Raw genomic sequence first — 17074 nt, forward strand, 5'->3', positions numbered from 1 at the left:
ATTACGGCCTTGTTGTTGAAATAATTGAATCTGGAGCAGACGACATAAACCACTGCTGGATATTTGACATCGCGGCACTGGAGGTATCCAGAATCGGTTGCGGGTATACCCCTAACAACACCAGTAATACCACCAACAGCATCACGATAGACAATTCGCGAATCGACATACTCTTCAATAGCTCATCAGATTTAGGCGCACCGTAGTAAGCACGCTGCATCATAATCAGTGAGTAGACGGACGCAAACACCAGACCGAAGGTTGAGATCACCGTGATCACCGGCACAACCTGATAGCTGCCGAACAGAATCATGAATTCGCCAACAAAGTTACCTGTACCCGGCATCCCCAATGTCGCGACCGCAAAGAACAGAGACAGCGCAGGCAGGAACTTCAGACGCGACCACAGGCCGCCCATTTCACGCATGTCACGGGTATGCAGACGTTCATACAGTTGACCACACAGAATAAATAGACCCGCAGCAGACAAGCCGTGCGCAATCATCTGAATCACCGCGCCCTGATAAGCCAGTTGATTACCAGAATAGATGGCAATCATCACGAAGCCCATGTGGGACACAGAGGTGTAAGCAATCAGGCGTTTGATATCCGTCTGTTTGAACGCCAGCCAGGCACCGTAGAAGATACCAATCACACCCAGCCACATGGCAATCGGTGCAAACGCATGTGAGGCGTTCGGGAACAGCGGCAAGCTGAAACGCAGCAGACCGTAGGCCGCCGTTTTCAACAGGATCCCCGCCAGGTCAACAGAACCCGCAGTTGGGGCCTGACTGTGTGCATCCGGCAGCCAACCGTGCAACGGTACAACAGGCATTTTTACCGCAAACGCGATGAAGAAGCCCAGCATCAGCAGATATTCAACACCATACGACATCGGCGTTTTCAGCAGGTCGTCATAGTTGAACGTCCAGACACCGGTAGCATTGTGATGCACAAAGACCAGCGCCAGAATCGCAATCAACATGATCAGGCCGCTTGCCTGGGTATAAATGAAGAACTTGGTCGCCGCCGTAATTCTGGTTTTACCGTCAGAGCCTTTATGCCCCCACAGTGCAATCAGGAAGTACATCGGTACCAGCATCATTTCCCAGAAGAAGAAAAACAGGAACATGTCGATGGCCAGGAACACGCCAATAACACCGCCCAGAATCCACAGCAGGTTCAGGTGGAAGAAGCCCTGATAACGCTGAATTTCATTCCAGGAACAAAGGATTGCCAGCACGCCCAGCAACCCCGTCAGCACCACCATCAGCAGCGACAGGCCGTCCAGCGCAAGATGGACGCCGATGCCGAAGCGTGGGATCCACGGCACATAAAACTCGGATTGCCATTGTGGTACGCCTGTCGGCGACGTCAGTGAGTAACCGCCTTGCAACCACAGTTGCAGAGACAGTGCGAGTGTCAGCCCCATTGCAATCAACGCTATCCAGCGCGGCACTTTCGTACCAAAACGCTCTAACTGCCAGCACAGCAGACCGCCGATAAAGGGGAGAAGAATTAGCCAAGGTAGTAGCATGGCGTTTTGTGTCCCTAAATTAAAGAAATCTGAAAACTTGCCGTGGCGGGCATTCCTGTCTGTGGAATGCCCTGCCCTTCATACGTTACCGGATACGGCCTTACACCAGCAGCAACAAAGCCAGTACCAGTACAGCACCGAAGCCCATAGAGGCAACGTACCAGCGCAATTGACCATTCGCACTGAGCGCCAGCCCTCGGTTACCCCAGCGGGTAATCGTAGCCGGGATGGTCATCAGCCCATTTAACGGATCACGCTGCAACAGCTTCGCGATAGCCAGATACGGTTTAACAAAGACATGGTCGTACAACCAGTCAAAGCCCCACGCGTGGAACCACCAGGTCGAGAAGAAACGACCCGGTGCACTCTTCGCGATGCTGCTCACCGCCTGACGTTTGCCCAGCCACAGCACAGCAGCAAGCAGAATACCGGCAATCGCCACGACGCCAGAGGTAATTTCCAGCGTCATCAACTGACCGTGTTCAAGCTCTGTCGTTGCGGGCAGCACACCATGCAACGGCGGAACAATCATCGCACCAATAAAGGTGGACAGAACCATCAGCACAACCAGCGGTAAATGGTGAGAAATGCCTTTTCCTGCATGCGCTTTGGTTTTCTCTTCACCGTGGAACACAATGAAAATCATACGGAACGTATACAGTGAGGTCATGAAGGCACCAGCCAATCCAGCCACCATCAGATTGATGTGACCATTGGCCCATGCGCCAGCCAGAATCTCGTCTTTACTGAAGAAGCCCGCGGTAACCAGTGGCAGTGCAGCCAGCGCCGCGCCCCCGACCAGGAAGCAGATATAAACCAGCGGAATCGTTTTACGCAGACCGCCCATTTTGAAAATGTTCTGCTCGTGGTGGCAGGCCAGAATGACCGAACCAGAAGAGAGGAATAGCAGCGCTTTAAAGAACGCATGCGTCATCAGATGGAAAATTGCGGCATCCCATGCCTGAACACCCAGCGCCAGGAACATGTAACCAATCTGGCTCATGGTGGAATAGGCCAGTACGCGCTTGATGTCGGTTTGCACCAGCGCGGCAAAGCCTGCCAGCACCAGCGTTACCGCTCCCACAATACCGACCAGATGCAGAACATCTGGGGCCATCAGGAACAGACCATTGGTACGTGCAATCAGGTAAACACCCGCAGTAACCATCGTCGCGGCATGGATCAGTGCAGAGACTGGCGTTGGGCCGGCCATCGCATCCGCCAGCCAGGTTTGCAGCGGCAACTGTGCAGATTTACCGACCGCACCACCCAGCAACATCAGCGTCGCCCACGTAATTTCCGGTGAGCCTTCAGCCAGTTTCTGCGGTGCTAATACCATCAGCTCGCGGAAGTTAAGCGTGCCCAGTTCTTTATAAAGGATGAACAATGCAAAGGCGAGGAAGACGTCACCCACACGCGTAACGATGAAGGCTTTCATCGCTGCCGCACCGTTCTTCGGATTGGTGTAGTAGAAACCGATCAGCAGGTAACTACATAGCCCTACCCCTTCCCAACCGAGATACATCAGCAACAGGTTATCGGCCAGTACCAGAACGACCATACTCGCGATAAACAGGTTGGTGTAGGCGAAGAAGCGGGAATATCCCTCTTCCCCACGCATATACCAGGAGGCAAACAGGTGAATAAAGAAGCCGACACCTGTCACTACTGACAGCATCGTCACCGAAAGGCCATCGAGCGTTAGCGTTACGCTGATGTCGAAGTTGCCAACGGCCATCCATGTCCACAGGTGCTGATTAAAGAAGGTGACGCCGCCGTGCTGTTGGCCCATGAAATCGACCACAACCCAAGCGGTAACCAACGCTGCCAGACCAATCGAGCCAACACCGACCGTCGCGGACGTATTTTCCGACCAGCGACCGCGGGAAAATGCCAGCAACAGAAAGCCGAGCAACGGGAAGAGTATTGTTAAATAGAGTAAGTTCATCCGCGCATCTCACTGACTGTATCAATATTCAGGGTCTGACGACGACGATACATCTGCAACAACAGCGCCAGACCAATACTGGCCTCAGCTGCTGCCAGCGTAATCGCCAGAATGTACATCACCTGGCCATCCGGCTGCTGCCAGTAACTGCCCGCGACAACAAACGCCAGCGCGGCAGCGTTGATCATAATTTCGAGACTGATCAACATAAACAGCAGGTTACGACGAATCAATAGACCAGTCAGCCCCAGAACAAACAAGACAGCGGCTAAAATCAATCCATGTTGTAACGGAATCATGCGCGTTCCCCCGTTATTGTCTTCTCAACATCCTGGTTCGCGCCTTCTTTACTGACAACGTCACCACGTTTATCTTCACGACCAATGTGGAAAGCGACCACCAATCCCGCCAGCAGCAGCATTGACGCTAATTCAACGGCCAGAACATAAGGCCCGAATAGGCTGATGCCCACGGCTTTCGCCTCGACAGGCGTGCCAGTGATCCCCTGCTCTTTCAGGCTGAGGATCGCATTGACGACAATTACCAGCAGTACCAGAGAAAGAATACCTGGTCCTACCCAAGCGCTAGGTTTCAGCCAATTCCGCTCTTGTTCTTCCACGGAGTTGCCGAGGTTGAGCATCATGACAACGAACACAAACAGCACCATGATGGCCCCCGCATACACAATGATGCTCAGCGCGCCGGCAAAATTAGCCCCCAGCGAGAAAAAGACGCCCGCAATCGCCATAAGCGAGGTGACCATATACAACAATGCATGCACAGGATTGGTATGCGTAATGACGCGCAATGTCGCCAGTATCGCAATCAAGCCTGTGGTATAAAAAGCGAATTCCATGCTAGCTCCTTAGGGCAACAGGCCTTTGACATCAATGGGTTTGGCTTCGTTTTCCGCTTCGCCTTTATCTTTCCCATCAATTGCCATACCAGCCATCCGGTAGAAATTGTATTCCGGATATTTACCCGGCCCCGATATCAGCAGATCTTCTTTCTCGTACACCAGATCCTGACGTTTGTAATCGCCCATCTCGAAATCCGGTGTCAGTTGGATAGCCGTGGTCGGGCATGCTTCTTCGCAGAAGCCACAGAAAATGCAGCGTGAGAAGTTGACGCGGAAGAACTCGGGATACCAGCGACCATCTTTGGTTTCCGCTTTCTGCAATGAGATACAGCCGACCGGACAGGCCACCGCACACAGGTTGCAGGCAACGCAACGCTCTTCACCATCGGGATCGCGCGTCAGCACGATACGACCACGGTAGCGCGGCGGTGGATTCACAGGCTCTTCGGGATACATTCTGGTTTCGCGCTTCTTGAAAGCATTCGAACCCACCATACAGATACTGCGTATCTGGGTGCCGAAACCAACCACTAACTCTTTCAATGTCATGGTTTATTCACCCCTTCTTAAGCGTTGTACAAAATGACGGCCGCTGTTGCCAGCAGATTCAAAAGCGTTATCGGCAGACAGACTTTCCAACCGAAAGCCATCACCTGGTCATAACGCGGACGGGGTAACGAAGCACGAATCAGGATGAACATCATCATGAAAAAGCCTGTTTTCAGCGCAAACCAGACAAACGGAGGCAGGATTGGACCATGCCAGCCGCCGAAGAACAGCGTCACCATCAGCGCAGAAACCGTAACGATCCCGATATATTCCCCGACAAAGAACAGACCGAATTTCATACCGGAATATTCAATGTGGTAACCATCGGCAATTTCCTGCTCAGCTTCAGGCTGGTCAAACGGGTGACGGTGACACACCGCCACGCCTGCGATGGCAAACGTAATAAAGCCGAAGAACTGCGGGATAACGTTCCACAGGTGTTCCTGAGAATCGACAATGTCGCGCATGTTGAAGGAGCCCGCCTGCGCGACAACCCCCATCAGCGACAGGCCGATGAACACTTCATAGCTCACGGTCTGAGCGGAAGCACGTACCGCACCCAGCAGTGAGTATTTGTTGTTACTCGCCCAGCCAGCAAACAGCACCGCGTAAACGGCCAGCCCCGCCATCATCAGGAAGAACAGGATCCCGATATTCAGATCAGCAACACCCCAGGTTGGCGTGATCGGCACAATCGCAAAAGCAATCAACATTGACGTAAACGCGATCATCGGCGCCAGCGTGAAGATCACCTTATCGGTAAAATTCGGCACCCAGTCTTCTTTGAAGAACATTTTGATCATATCCGCGACAAGCTGTAATGACCCGCCCCAACCTACCCGGTTCGGCCCATAACGTCCCTGGAAGAGCGCGAGCAGTCGGCGTTCACCCATACTCATGAATGCGCCACAGGTCACCACAACCAGCAGAATCACGATCGCTTTTCCGATGGAAATCAGAATCTCGGTTAATTCCGGTGTTAACCAACTCATTGTGCGGCCTCCCGCAGATTTTCAACGGTTGCACCCGCCAGTACCGGCGCAATACCCGGCAAGCCCAGCGGTAAACCAACCTGTCCCTGACTCAATTCCGCACTTAAGCGCAGTGGCAGACGTAGCGTTTGTCCTGCACAGGTCAACTCCAGCAACGCCCCCGCGTTCACACCCAGCGTCGCAGCATCAGCCGGGTTCACCATCACGTAAGGATCTGGCATACGCTGTTGAATCACGTCGGAACGCTGTGACATTTCATCACTGCCAAACAAGTGATAGTACGGCGCAACTCGCCATTGGCCAGCCTGTGGGACGAAAGCCGCAGGAATGTTGTCGAAATACGCCAGTGAACCTTCACCGGCTTCGATCAGACGAACGCCCGGATCGCCATGACGCAGATGTCCACCCACTTCATCCTGGAATTTGTTCCAGGCTTGCGGTGAGTTCCAGCCTGGCGCCCAGGCAAACGGAATCTGCTGACGATTGGCTGTCGGACTGTTGTTCCCTTCCATTGAGAAGGCAAACATGGTGTCTTTATCGACAGGCTGACGCGGCTCATGCACGCTGAGGTTAGCGCGCATCGCAGTACGACCACTGGAGCGAATCGGTGAACGCGACAGTTTCTGACCACGGATACGGAACGAGGCGTCCGGCGCGGCGTCTTTGATCGCGGCAAGCTGCGGCAGTGCAGCAGCACACGCGTCAATCACGTTATCCAACTGCGTCCAGTCAACCTGGCGGCTGTTATAAGTGATATACAACGAGTGCAGCCAGCGCCAGCTTTCCAGCATTATAACCTTGTCGTTGTAGTACGTTGGGTCATAGACTTGGAAGAAACGCTGAGCACGGCCTTCCTGATTCACCAGCGTACCGTCGCTTTCAGCAAAACTGGCTGCGGACAGAATGATGCTGGCCTTGTCCATGATGCGAGTACGCTGATGATCGACCACAATCAGGTTCTTAGCTTTTTCCAGCGCCGCATCAACCCGAGCGATCGGTGCATGACGGTAGAGATCGTTCTCCAGTACCACCACGCTGTCGGCTTCGCCGCTTTCCAATTGCGCCAGCGCATCATCCAGCGAACCGCCGCCCATGATTGACAACCCGATGCTGTTGGCAGCAGGAGCAACAAAGGTGATACCAACGTCAGAACCGCGATTTTTCAGCGCTTTGGCAACGTTTGCCGCCGCGGAGATCACTTCCTCACTACCGGCGTTAGTACCCGAAATGATGAGTGGTTTTTTCGCACCAGCCAGCGCCTGTACGATGATATCGACTTTCTGGTCAAGGCCTGCGGCAAGATCGGTAACAGCCGGTGCGCTGCTATCCAGACCGTGTGCAACGGCAAAACCAAGACGCGCCTGATCGGCAACTGGCGCACGGTAGTTCCATGCCGCAATATCGTCGAGACGGGTGCTGTCTACGTTGGTGACAAACAATGGATGTTTGGCGTGTTGGCCAATGTTCATGATCGCCGCGATCTGCCAGTCAGCCACTTTCTGTGCTGCCGCCATTTCACGGGCTTTACCTTTAACGGCCTGACGAACAGCCAGTGCGATACGCGCCCCTGTCTGCGTCAGGTCTTCACCCAGAATCAGAACGGCATCGTAGCCTTCGATTTCACGCAGCGCCGGCGTTCTCACCCCGCTTTCGCGCAGCACTTTCAGAATCAATTGCAGACGATTTTGTTCTTCCTGCGCAATACCGGTGTAGAAGTTTTCTGCACCGACCAGCTCACGCAAGGCAAAGTTGCTTTCAATGCTGGCACGCGGCGAACCGATACCGATGGTTTTCTTCGCCTGACGCAGCACGTCCGCCGCGCCTTGCAGTGCCTGTTCGGCATTCAGGGCGATCCAGTCATCGCCACGACGCTGCTGCGGCTGATTCGGACGGTCTTTCTGATTGACGTAACCGTAGCCAAAGCGGCCGCGGTCACACAGGAAATAGTGGTTTACGCTACCGTTAAAGCGGTTTTCGATACGGCGCAGTTCGCCATAACGCTCACCGGGACTGGTATTACAGCCGATGCTGCACTGTTGGCAGATGCTCGGTGCAAACTGCATGTCCCATTTACGATTATAGCGTTCGGAATGCGTTTTATCGGTAAATACACCAGTAGGACACACTTCAACCAGGTTACCGGAGAATTCGCTTTCCAGCGTGCCATCTTCCGGGCGACCGAAATAGACGTTGTCGTGCGCGCCGTAAACGCCGAGATCTTTGCCATCCGCATAGTCTTTGTAGTAACGCACGCAGCGATAGCACGCGATACAGCGGTTCATTTCGTGAGAAATGAATGGGCCGAGATCCTGATTGCGGTGGGTACGCTTGGTAAAGCGATAGCGACGGAAGCTCTGCCCCGTCATGACTGTCATATCCTGCAAATGACAGTTACCGCCTTCCTCACACACCGGGCAATCGTGCGGGTGGTTGGTCATCAGAAACTCAACTATCGTCTTACGGAATAGTTTCGCTTCTTCATCTTCAATGGCGATGAACGTACCCGGTGCCGCAGGTGTCATACAAGACATCACCAGACGACCACGGGTGTCCTCCGCGTTTTGATACTGCTTTACCGCGCAGAGGCGGCAGGATCCGACGCTCCCGAGCGCGGGGTGCCAGCAAAAGTAAGGAATATCAAGTCCCAGAGTCAGGCAAGCTTCCAGAAGGTTGTCTGCTCCGTTTACTTCATACTCTTTGCCGTCTACATGAATAGTAGCCATAGTCAGCATGCTTCCATAATGGCTCGTGTTGCCACGAGCGCTAATCAAAAATTCTGTATACCCTCATCTTTCAAACCGCAAATGCGTTGGCTACCTGCGCCTGAAATCTATTGGGTTTATAGAGGGTGGCTTATTTGCGCCACCCTGCGGATACATTCACTGCATCTCGCACGTATTGAACGATAGCTTACCAGCGCTCTTTCAACAGGTTAGGCTGAATACCGCCAATCGCTTTGACATTGCCTAAATACTGTTTAGAGATACCCGCTTCGAATTCTTCCCGGAAATACTTGATGGCACTTTGCAGCGGTTCAACCGCACCCGGCGCATGCGCACAGAAGGTGTTCCCCGGTCCGAGGAAGCGGCAAAGCTGCTCCAGCGTTTCGATATCGCCGGGTTGGCCTTCGCCCTTCTCCAGCGCACGCAGAATCTTCACGCTCCACGGCAGACCATCACGGCACGGCGTACACCAGCCGCAGGATTCACGGGCGAAGAACTCTTCCAGATTGCGCGTCAGCGAAACCATATTGATCTCGTGATCGACGGCCATCGCCAGCGCCGTACCCATACGGCTACCTGCTTTCGCAATGTGCTCAAAATCCATTGGCAGATCGAGATGGCTTTCCGTCAGGAAATCCGTCCCTGCGCCACCCGGCTGCCAGGCTTTCAGCTTCAGACCATCGCGCATACCGCCCGCGTAGTCTTCCAGAATCTCACGCGCCGTGGTGCCGAATGGCAGTTCCCACAGGCCAGGATTGTTGACGCGACCGGAGAAGCCCATCAGTTTCGTGCCTGCATCTTTACTTTTACCCGCAGACAGCCCCTGATACCACGCCGCACCGTGTTCGATAATCGCCGGTACGTTACACAGCGTTTCCACGTTGTTGACGCAGGTCGGCTTACCCCACACCCCCGCAGACGCCGGGAACGGCGGTTTCGAGCGAGGGTTGGCACGACGGCCTTCCAGCGAGTTAATCAGTGCGGTTTCTTCACCGCAGATATAACGTCCGGCGCCCGTATGCACGAACAGCTCGAAATCAAACCCGCTGCCCAGAATATTTTTGCCCAGCAGACCCGCAGCTTTCGCTTCTTCGATGGCACGACGCAGGTTGACAGCCGCTTCGATGTATTCGCCGCGCAGGAAGATGTAGCCACGGTAGGCTTTCAGCGCAAAGGCGCTAATCAACATACCTTCAACCAGCAGGTGGGGCTCTTGCTCCATCAGCAGACGGTCTTTGTACGTACCCGGCTCCATCTCATCCGCATTGCACAGCAGGTAGCGGATGTTCATGCTTTCGTCTTTCGGCATCAGACTCCACTTCAAGCCTGTCGAAAAGCCCGCGCCGCCACGCCCTTTCAGGCCAGCGTCTTTAACCAGTGAGACCACGTCATCCTGCGCCATACCGGTTAACGCTTTTTGCGCGGCGACATAGCCATTTTTGCTGCGATATTCATCCAGCCATACTGGCTGTTTGTCTGCGCGTAAACGCCAGGTCAGAGGATGCTGCTCAGCAGTCAGAACAATGTTTTTACTCATTGATACTGCTCCAATAACGATTCAATTCCTTCCGGCGTCACATGGCTGTGGGTATCGTCATCAATCATCATTGACGGCCCCTTGTCACAGTTCCCCAGACAGCAGGTCGGCAACAGCGTGAAACGTCCATCGAACGTCGTCTGCCCCGGTTTGATGCTGAGCTTACGCTCCAGCGCAGCCTGAACGCCCTGATAGCCATTGATATGGCACACAACGCTGTCGCAATAGCGAATGATGTGGCGCCCAACTGGCTGACGGTAAATCTGGCTATAGAACGTCGCTACGCCTTCCACGTCGCTGGCAGGGATTCCCAACACATCGGCAATCGCGTTGATCGCGCCATCCGGCACCCAGCCGCGCTCTTTCTGCACGATTTTCAGTGCTTCAATTGACGCAGCACGCGCATCTTCATAGTGATGTTTTTCGTGCTCAATGGCGTCACGCTCGGCGTTGCTCAGCACAAAAATATTGTTATCAGAAATATTGTTATCAGGCATGTTGTGATCAGGCATAATTAGCGGTCCACATCTGACATAACGAAATCAATGCTGCCGAGGTAAACGATCAGATCGGATACCAGACATCCGCGAATGACAGAAGGAATCTGTTGCAGATGCGCATAGCTCGGCGTGCGAATACGGGTACGGTAGCTCATCGTGCCGCCGTCACTGGTGAGGTAATAGCTGTTGATACCCTTCGTGGCCTCAACCATCTGGAATGATTCATTGGCAGGCATAACCGGTCCCCAGGACACCTGAAGGAAGTGGTTAATCAGCGTATCGATATGCTGCAATGTGCGCTCTTTTGGCGGTGGCGTCGTCAGCGGGTGATCCGCCTTGAACGGCCCTTCCGGCATGTTCTTGAGGCACTGATCCAGAATACGCAGGCTCTGACGCAGCTCTTCAACTTTCAGCATCACGCGGCTATAGCAATCGCTGATGCCGTCGCCAACAGGCACTTCAAAGTCGAAATTTTCATAACCGGAATACGGACGCCATTTGCGCACGTCAAAACCGATACCTGTTGCACGCAGACCCGCACCGGTTACGCCCCAATCCAACGCTTCTTTCGCATTGTAGGCAGCGACGCCCTGGGTACGACCTTTCAGAATGGTGTTCTGCAATGCAGCCTTAACGTAGGTATCCAGACGACTTGGCATCCAGTCGAGGAATTCACGCAGCAGACGCTCCCAACCGCGTGGCAGATCGTGCGCCACACCGCCGATACGGAACCAAGCCGGGTGCATACGGAAGCCGGTAATCGCTTCAACCAAATCGTAAATTTTCTGGCGGTCAGTAAATGCAAAGAACACCGGTGTCATCGCACCGACGTCCTGAATATAGGTACTGATATACAGCAAGTGGCTATTAATGCGGAACAGCTCAGACAGCATCACACGAATCGTTTTAACGCGATCCGGCACCTCAATACCCGCCAGTTTTTCGACGGCAAGTACGTACGGCATTTCGTTAACGCAGCCGCCAAGGTATTCAATACGGTCGGTATAAGGGATGTAGCTGTGCCAGGACTGGCGTTCGCCCATTTTCTCCGCGCCGCGATGGTGGTAGCCCACGTCAGGCACGCAGTCGACGATTTCTTCGCCATCCAACTGTAGGATAATACGGAAAGCACCGTGTGAAGATGGGTGGTTTGGACCGAGGTTGAGGAACATGAAATCCTCATTTTCAGTGCCGCGCTTCATGCCCCACTCTTCCGGTTTGAACGTCAGCGATTCCATTTCCAGATCTTCTTTCTGCTTGGTCAGCACGAAAGGATCGAATTCGGTCGCACGCGCCGGATAATCTTTACGCAGCGGGTGACCTTCCCACGTTTGCGGCATCATGATGCGCGTCAGGTGCGGATGACCACTGAACGTAATACCAAACATTTCCCATGTTTCACGCTCATACCAGTTGGCATTTGGGAACAGTTTGGTTACGGTCGGTACGTGCAGATCGCTCTCGGCCAGCGCGACTTTCAGCATGATGTCGCGATTACGCTCGATGGAAATGATGTGATAAAAGACGGAGTAATCGGCAGCAGGTAAACCTTCACGGTGAGTACGCAAACGCTCATCCATACCGTGCAGGTCAAACAGCATGACATAAGGCTTCGGCTGTTTTTTCAGGAATGCGACAACATCCAGTAATTGCTCACGTTTGACCCACACAACGGGAATACCTGTGCGGGTTGCTTGTACAGTAAATGCATCTGGTCCAAAACGGTTACACAGCTCGCCAATGACCGGATCGTCGAGGTGATCGCGGGTTTGCCAGCCTGGCTGAACGAGATCGTGTGTCGTTAAATCTGTCATAAATATGTCACCACATTAAATGTGCTATTTCTGTATCTGATAATGACCGCACACTATTATCGGGGTATTACACGGTCACCGGGTTTATCATCTACAGGTCAAATCTCATCAGGCGAACGCAGGTTAGTCACAGCGATTCGCTCGCCGCGTTTGCGCTCACGCTCAGATTGCATATTGGCACGGTAAACGCCCTGTTCACCGACCACCCATGACAGAGGGCGGCGTTCTTTACCGATGGATTCTTTCAGTAGCAACAGCGCTTGCATGTAGGCTTCAGGACGCGGAGGGCAACCTGGAATATACACATCAACAGGCAGGAATTTATCTACACCCTGAACGACGGAATAGATATCGTACATGCCGCCGGAGTTAGCACATGCGCCCATGGAGATAACCCATTTAGGCTCCAGCATTTGCTCGTAAAGACGCTGAATGACGGGGGCCATTTTGGTAAAACAGGTTCCCGCAACGACCATAAAGTCAGCCTGACGTGGTGACGCACGCAAAACCTCAGCACCAAAACGCGCCACGTCATGAACGGCAGTAAATGACGTCACCATTTCTACATAGCAACAGGAAAGGCCGAAGTTGTACGGCCACAGGGAGTTTTGACGTCCCCAATTTACCGTATCGTGTAATGCATGTTCCAGTTTGCCCATGTAGACACTACGGTGAACATGTTGCTCCAGAGGGTCGGAAACGATCTCCTGACGTTGCAGGGGATAACGGTTATTCTCACCGTCCGGCTCTATGCGGGTGAGCGTATAGTCCATCTTAAAATGCCTCGCTGTTACTGCGGATGAGTGTTGGTAGTGTTGATGATGTCTGATTTAACGACTTGTCTCTTGGAACGTACCGGGGTCCAGTCAAGTGCCCCAACGCGTACCAGATAAATCAAACCAGCCAACAGCACCAAAATGAAAATGGTTGCTTCAATGAAGCCAATCCAGCCGCTTTCTTTGATAGACACCGCCCAAGCGTAGAGATAGAGGGCTTCAACGTCGAAGATCACGAAGAACATAGCGACAAGATAAAATTTAGCAGACAGACGTAACCGCGCTGAACCCACTGAATCGATGCCGGATTCATAAGGTACGTTTTTGGCCCTGGCTCTGGCTCTCCCCCCCAGCAAGAACCCGCCAGTCAGCATGAAGACACAAAGGCCTACGGCGATGATAAGGAATAGCCCAAATGCCCAATGATGGGCGAGGATTTCAGTAGTTGTTGACATTCTCTTTGCTTACTCATCAAAAGTGGCGGGTAACATCTCTGCTCTATTTATTGGCAGTTAATGCGCCACATCGATTAAAAGGAAGGATTAATAACCATATAAAGCACGGAAACGTATCAGGTAAGCCTTGCTTGGTATGGTTGAGCCCCTAAATTTGTAACCTTTTTTTCAACCTTACTAAAAATAACAGTACATTACTTTACATGCACGCTGTTTTGTTAACATTTTGTGTTCTCACCCGCAGCTAAATCGAGTCAGTCCTTTTTTCGGTTAACCAACGCGCAGCAACTCAGGAAGCAAGTTTGCTGTGTCACTATACCATTTTCACAGAGAATGCCTGTTCCCCCCATATGGTTATTAGGGGTATTTTTTGATCCAGCACACATTTTTACCAATTTAGTTAGTAAAAAAATCAAGATGGTACTAGACAGGTGAAATACCATTTTCCATAACATGATTTTAATAAAATAGAACTGGTGTTTTATAAAAAAGATTAATGGTTAATCTCGCCGCGCCTAGCCTATTGATGTGGAATGGAAAACGCAAAGTGGGGGCGGGCTGAAGAAATCAGGTCAATAAGACGCTGCCGATGCAGGTTTAACACCTTAGTCATAAATCATCATCATTCGGGGTGTATCCCTACCCTCCCCGAATGATAGTTAACACACCATTACGATTAGATCGCGTCCTTCATCGACGGATCGGAAGACAACTTTTCATCCGTGCTATTCACTAGCATGCTGACAGGCGTAATGTGGGAGGGCTTCCCTGATTCAATCACATTGAAAATTGCCGTCGCCAGTTCATTCTCCTGGTTAGGATTCTGGCAGAGGAAATAACGTGTTTCAGGCAATCTCGGTAACCCTTCCTCTTCGCCCAACACCCGCAGTTCCGAGCTCATCATTTCCACCGAGCGCACGGTGATACCCATGCCAGCCTTCACCGCCGCTCGCACAGCAGATAGCGTTGAAGCCACGTAGGCGATTCTCCAGGGAATCCCTGCGGCCGTCAGTTGCTGCGTAGCCAAGGCACGGAAAGGACTGGGTTCATCCAAAACAACCAAGGGTACAGGTTCCTGCGATCGAAATTGATAATCCGCCGCGCAGTACCATAGTGTCGGAGAGCTGCGTAATAACACATGGGGAAACACCACTCCATTCATTGTAGTAATAATCAGATCTATTTTCCCCTGATTCAGCATTTCCATCATTTCAGCGCTACGCTTTACGCTGACATTAACGGAGAGCTTAGGAAATACCGATGTCACTCGATGTAAAATATATGGAAGGATGGTATCTGCGGTATCGTCAGACGCCCCGATGGTCAGCGTCCCCTGAATATCGCTGTACATTAATGAAATACAGGCTTCATCATTGAATTGTAATATTTTTCTGGCATAGCCCAGAAACTGAATGCCGTGTTCGGTCAGCAATTTATTACGCCCGTGCCGGGCAAAAAGCTCCTTTCCGATGAGTTGCTCCAACCGCTGCATCTGCTGGCTGACAGCCGATTGAGTCCGATTGACTGCAGTCGCCGCCGCTGCAAATGTATTTAAATCTGCAACGGCAACAAACGTCCTCAGTAAATCAAGATCGAGATTAAGTACTGGTCGATTTGCACTGGTCATACGATTTTTCACTTATCTATTTTAATTTTAACAAAATATTCCTGGTGTTTTATTACATGTACAGGTAATGATCGATACATTTAAAGACACTATCGCAGACGCACGATAAGGGCAAAAAAATACTTATATTTCGTTACCCCTATCGCCTTTCCATTGGTAAGACATCACTAATTAAATGACTCACCAGTCTTAATCCTTCATTCAATAACAACGACACCTTCTCTTTATTTCATTCTGCGAAATAAATACGCTTCACACTTAAATAAACGAACCTTCCCTGTCACCCTATTCTGGCGCTAAAAAAATGCAGCCTGAATAGCCGTCCGCATCCCTACCATATCGCACCATCCAACGAGTACACAACCATATAGTGCAGATGCGCAATCATTTGCAGCAAAAGCGATAATCATTCTTCAAAAGGTACTACAGGAGGAGTACATTAAGCAGGTTATGCTATTCCGTATGGGAATATGCTCACTCTGCAGAAGGTTCGTACTATTTATGTCTCCGATTGAAAAATCCAAGAAACTGGAGAACGTATGTTATGACATCCGTGGCCCAGTTTTAAAGGAAGCTAAGCGGCTTGAAGAAGAAGGTAATAAAGTCCTTAAGCTGAATATTGGCAACCCTGCCCCTTTCGGCTTCGAGGCACCGGACGAAATTCTGGTCGATGTCATCCGTAACCTGCCCACGGCACAGGGCTACAGTGATTCCAAAGGCCTCTATTCCGCCCGTAAAGCCATCGTTCAGCACTATCAGGCGCGTGATATGCGCGATATTACGGTTGAAGATGTCTATATTGGCAACGGTGTGTCCGAACTCATCGTACAATCCATGCAGGCACTGCTTAACCCAGGCGATGAAATGCTGGTTCCTGCGCCGGACTATCCCCTCTGGACCGCAGCAGTTTCCTTGTCTAACGGCAATGCCGTTCACTACCTCTGCGATGAGTCTTCCGATTGGTTCCCCGATCTGGATGATATACGCAAAAAGATCACACCCAATACTCGCGGTATTGTGATAATCAACCCGAACAACCCAACGGGTGCGGTCTACAGCAAAGCCTTGCTGTTAGATATCGTGGCGATTGCGCGCGAGCATAACCTGATCATTTTCGCCGACGAAATTTACGACAAAATTCTGTATGACGATGCGCAGCATCACTCTATTGCCGCACTCGCCCCTGACCTTCTGACGGTCACGTTCAACGGCCTTTCCAAGACTTATCGTGTCGCGGGTTTCCGTCAAGGCTGGATGGTACTGAACGGTCCGAAAAAACACGCCAAAGGGTATATTGAAGGGCTGGAAATGCTGGCTTCCATGCGTTTGTGCGCTAACGTGCCCATGCAGCATGCAATTCAGACGGCTCTGGGCGGCTATCAGAGCATCAGCGAATTTATTCAGCCCGGAGGACGTCTGTACGAGCAGCGCAACCGCTCCTGGGAACTGATCAACCAGATCCCCGGCGTATCGTGCGTAAAACCACGCGGCGCGCTGTATATGTTCCCACGCATTGATGCCAAGCGCTTTAATATCCACGACGACCAAAAACTGGTGCTGGATCTCCTGTTGCAGGAAAAAGTGTTGCTGGTTCAGGGAACCGCATTTAACTGGCCTTATCCAGACCATGTCCGCATCGTCACGCTACCGCGTATCGATGAACTGGACATGGCAATTCACAAATTAGGGCGTTTCCTCGGGCACTATCACCAATAACCCAGTCCAGCCTTCGCACCTGTCTTCGCCGGGCAATCATA

General features: G+C 52.0%; 14 protein-coding genes. 1 reads left to right on the top strand and 13 read right to left on the bottom strand.

Features of this window, described 5'->3' with window-relative positions:
* Position 1 precedes the first annotated feature (1 nt).
* From nuoM to lrhA, 13 genes are all read right to left on the bottom strand, one after another.
* Complete coding sequence (gene nuoM / locus ACKQAD_RS03390; protein WP_409158846.1) at positions 2-1537, bottom strand: NADH-quinone oxidoreductase subunit M; 1536 nt, start codon at positions 1535-1537, stop codon at positions 2-4.
* A gap of 100 nt (positions 1538-1637) precedes the next feature.
* Positions 1638-3485 carry an NADH-quinone oxidoreductase subunit L gene (gene nuoL, locus ACKQAD_RS03395; protein ID WP_409158847.1) on the bottom strand — a complete coding sequence of 616 codons (1848 nt, stop codon included), beginning with the start codon at positions 3483-3485 and terminating at the stop codon, positions 1638-1640.
* Positions 3482-3784 carry an NADH-quinone oxidoreductase subunit NuoK gene (nuoK, locus tag ACKQAD_RS03400; RefSeq protein WP_409158848.1) on the bottom strand — a complete coding sequence of 101 codons (303 nt, stop codon included), beginning with the start codon at positions 3782-3784 and terminating at the stop codon, positions 3482-3484. Before nuoK ends, nuoL begins: the two co-directional genes overlap by 4 nt.
* Positions 3781-4341: an NADH-quinone oxidoreductase subunit J gene (gene nuoJ, locus ACKQAD_RS03405; RefSeq protein WP_409158849.1), complete on the bottom strand. Its 561-nt coding sequence runs from the start codon at positions 4339-4341 to the stop codon at positions 3781-3783. The genes nuoK and nuoJ overlap by 4 nt, the downstream gene beginning before the upstream one ends.
* Before the next feature lie 9 nt (positions 4342-4350).
* Entirely contained in the window at positions 4351-4893 is a 543-nt protein-coding gene (gene nuoI / locus ACKQAD_RS03410) for an NADH-quinone oxidoreductase subunit NuoI (RefSeq protein ID WP_010278884.1), read from the bottom strand.
* Positions 4894-4910: 17 nt separating this feature from the next.
* Entirely contained in the window at positions 4911-5885 is a 975-nt protein-coding gene (nuoH, locus tag ACKQAD_RS03415) for an NADH-quinone oxidoreductase subunit NuoH (RefSeq protein WP_409158850.1), read from the bottom strand.
* Positions 5882-8608 (bottom strand): NADH-quinone oxidoreductase subunit NuoG, encoded by a 2727-nt coding sequence (gene nuoG / locus ACKQAD_RS03420; RefSeq protein WP_409158851.1) that lies wholly within the window; start codon positions 8606-8608, stop codon positions 5882-5884. Before nuoG ends, nuoH begins: the two co-directional genes overlap by 4 nt.
* 187 nt (positions 8609-8795) lie before the next feature.
* Complete coding sequence (gene nuoF, locus ACKQAD_RS03425; protein WP_409158852.1) at positions 8796-10145, bottom strand: NADH-quinone oxidoreductase subunit NuoF; 1350 nt, start codon at positions 10143-10145, stop codon at positions 8796-8798.
* On the bottom strand, positions 10142-10642 hold the full coding sequence (gene nuoE, locus ACKQAD_RS03430; protein WP_409158986.1) for an NADH-quinone oxidoreductase subunit NuoE: 501 nt from the start codon (positions 10640-10642) through the stop codon (positions 10142-10144). The genes nuoF and nuoE overlap by 4 nt, the downstream gene beginning before the upstream one ends.
* Before the next feature lie 17 nt (positions 10643-10659).
* A complete protein-coding gene (nuoC, locus tag ACKQAD_RS03435) occupies positions 10660-12459 on the bottom strand; it encodes an NADH-quinone oxidoreductase subunit C/D (protein ID WP_409158853.1) in 1800 nt (599 codons plus the stop codon).
* Positions 12460-12557: 98 nt separating this feature from the next.
* Entirely contained in the window at positions 12558-13232 is a 675-nt protein-coding gene (locus ACKQAD_RS03440) for a NuoB/complex I 20 kDa subunit family protein (RefSeq protein WP_409158854.1), read from the bottom strand.
* 17 nt (positions 13233-13249) lie between these two features.
* Complete coding sequence (locus ACKQAD_RS03445) at positions 13250-13690, bottom strand: NADH-quinone oxidoreductase subunit A (RefSeq protein WP_015840967.1); 441 nt, start codon at positions 13688-13690, stop codon at positions 13250-13252.
* 676 nt (positions 13691-14366) lie between these two features.
* Entirely contained in the window at positions 14367-15317 is a 951-nt protein-coding gene (lrhA, locus tag ACKQAD_RS03450) for a transcriptional regulator LrhA (RefSeq protein ID WP_409158855.1), read from the bottom strand.
* Positions 15318-15818: 501 nt separating this feature from the next.
* Here lrhA and ACKQAD_RS03455 point away from each other — a divergent pair.
* Positions 15819-17033 carry a pyridoxal phosphate-dependent aminotransferase gene (locus ACKQAD_RS03455; RefSeq protein ID WP_409158856.1) on the top strand — a complete coding sequence of 405 codons (1215 nt, stop codon included), beginning with the start codon at positions 15819-15821 and terminating at the stop codon, positions 17031-17033.
* The last annotated feature ends 41 nt before the right edge of the window (positions 17034-17074 follow it).

The organism is Pectobacterium artocarpous, assembly GCF_046159765.1.
In the GTDB taxonomy this organism is placed as follows: Bacteria; Pseudomonadota; Gammaproteobacteria; order Enterobacterales; family Enterobacteriaceae; genus Pectobacterium.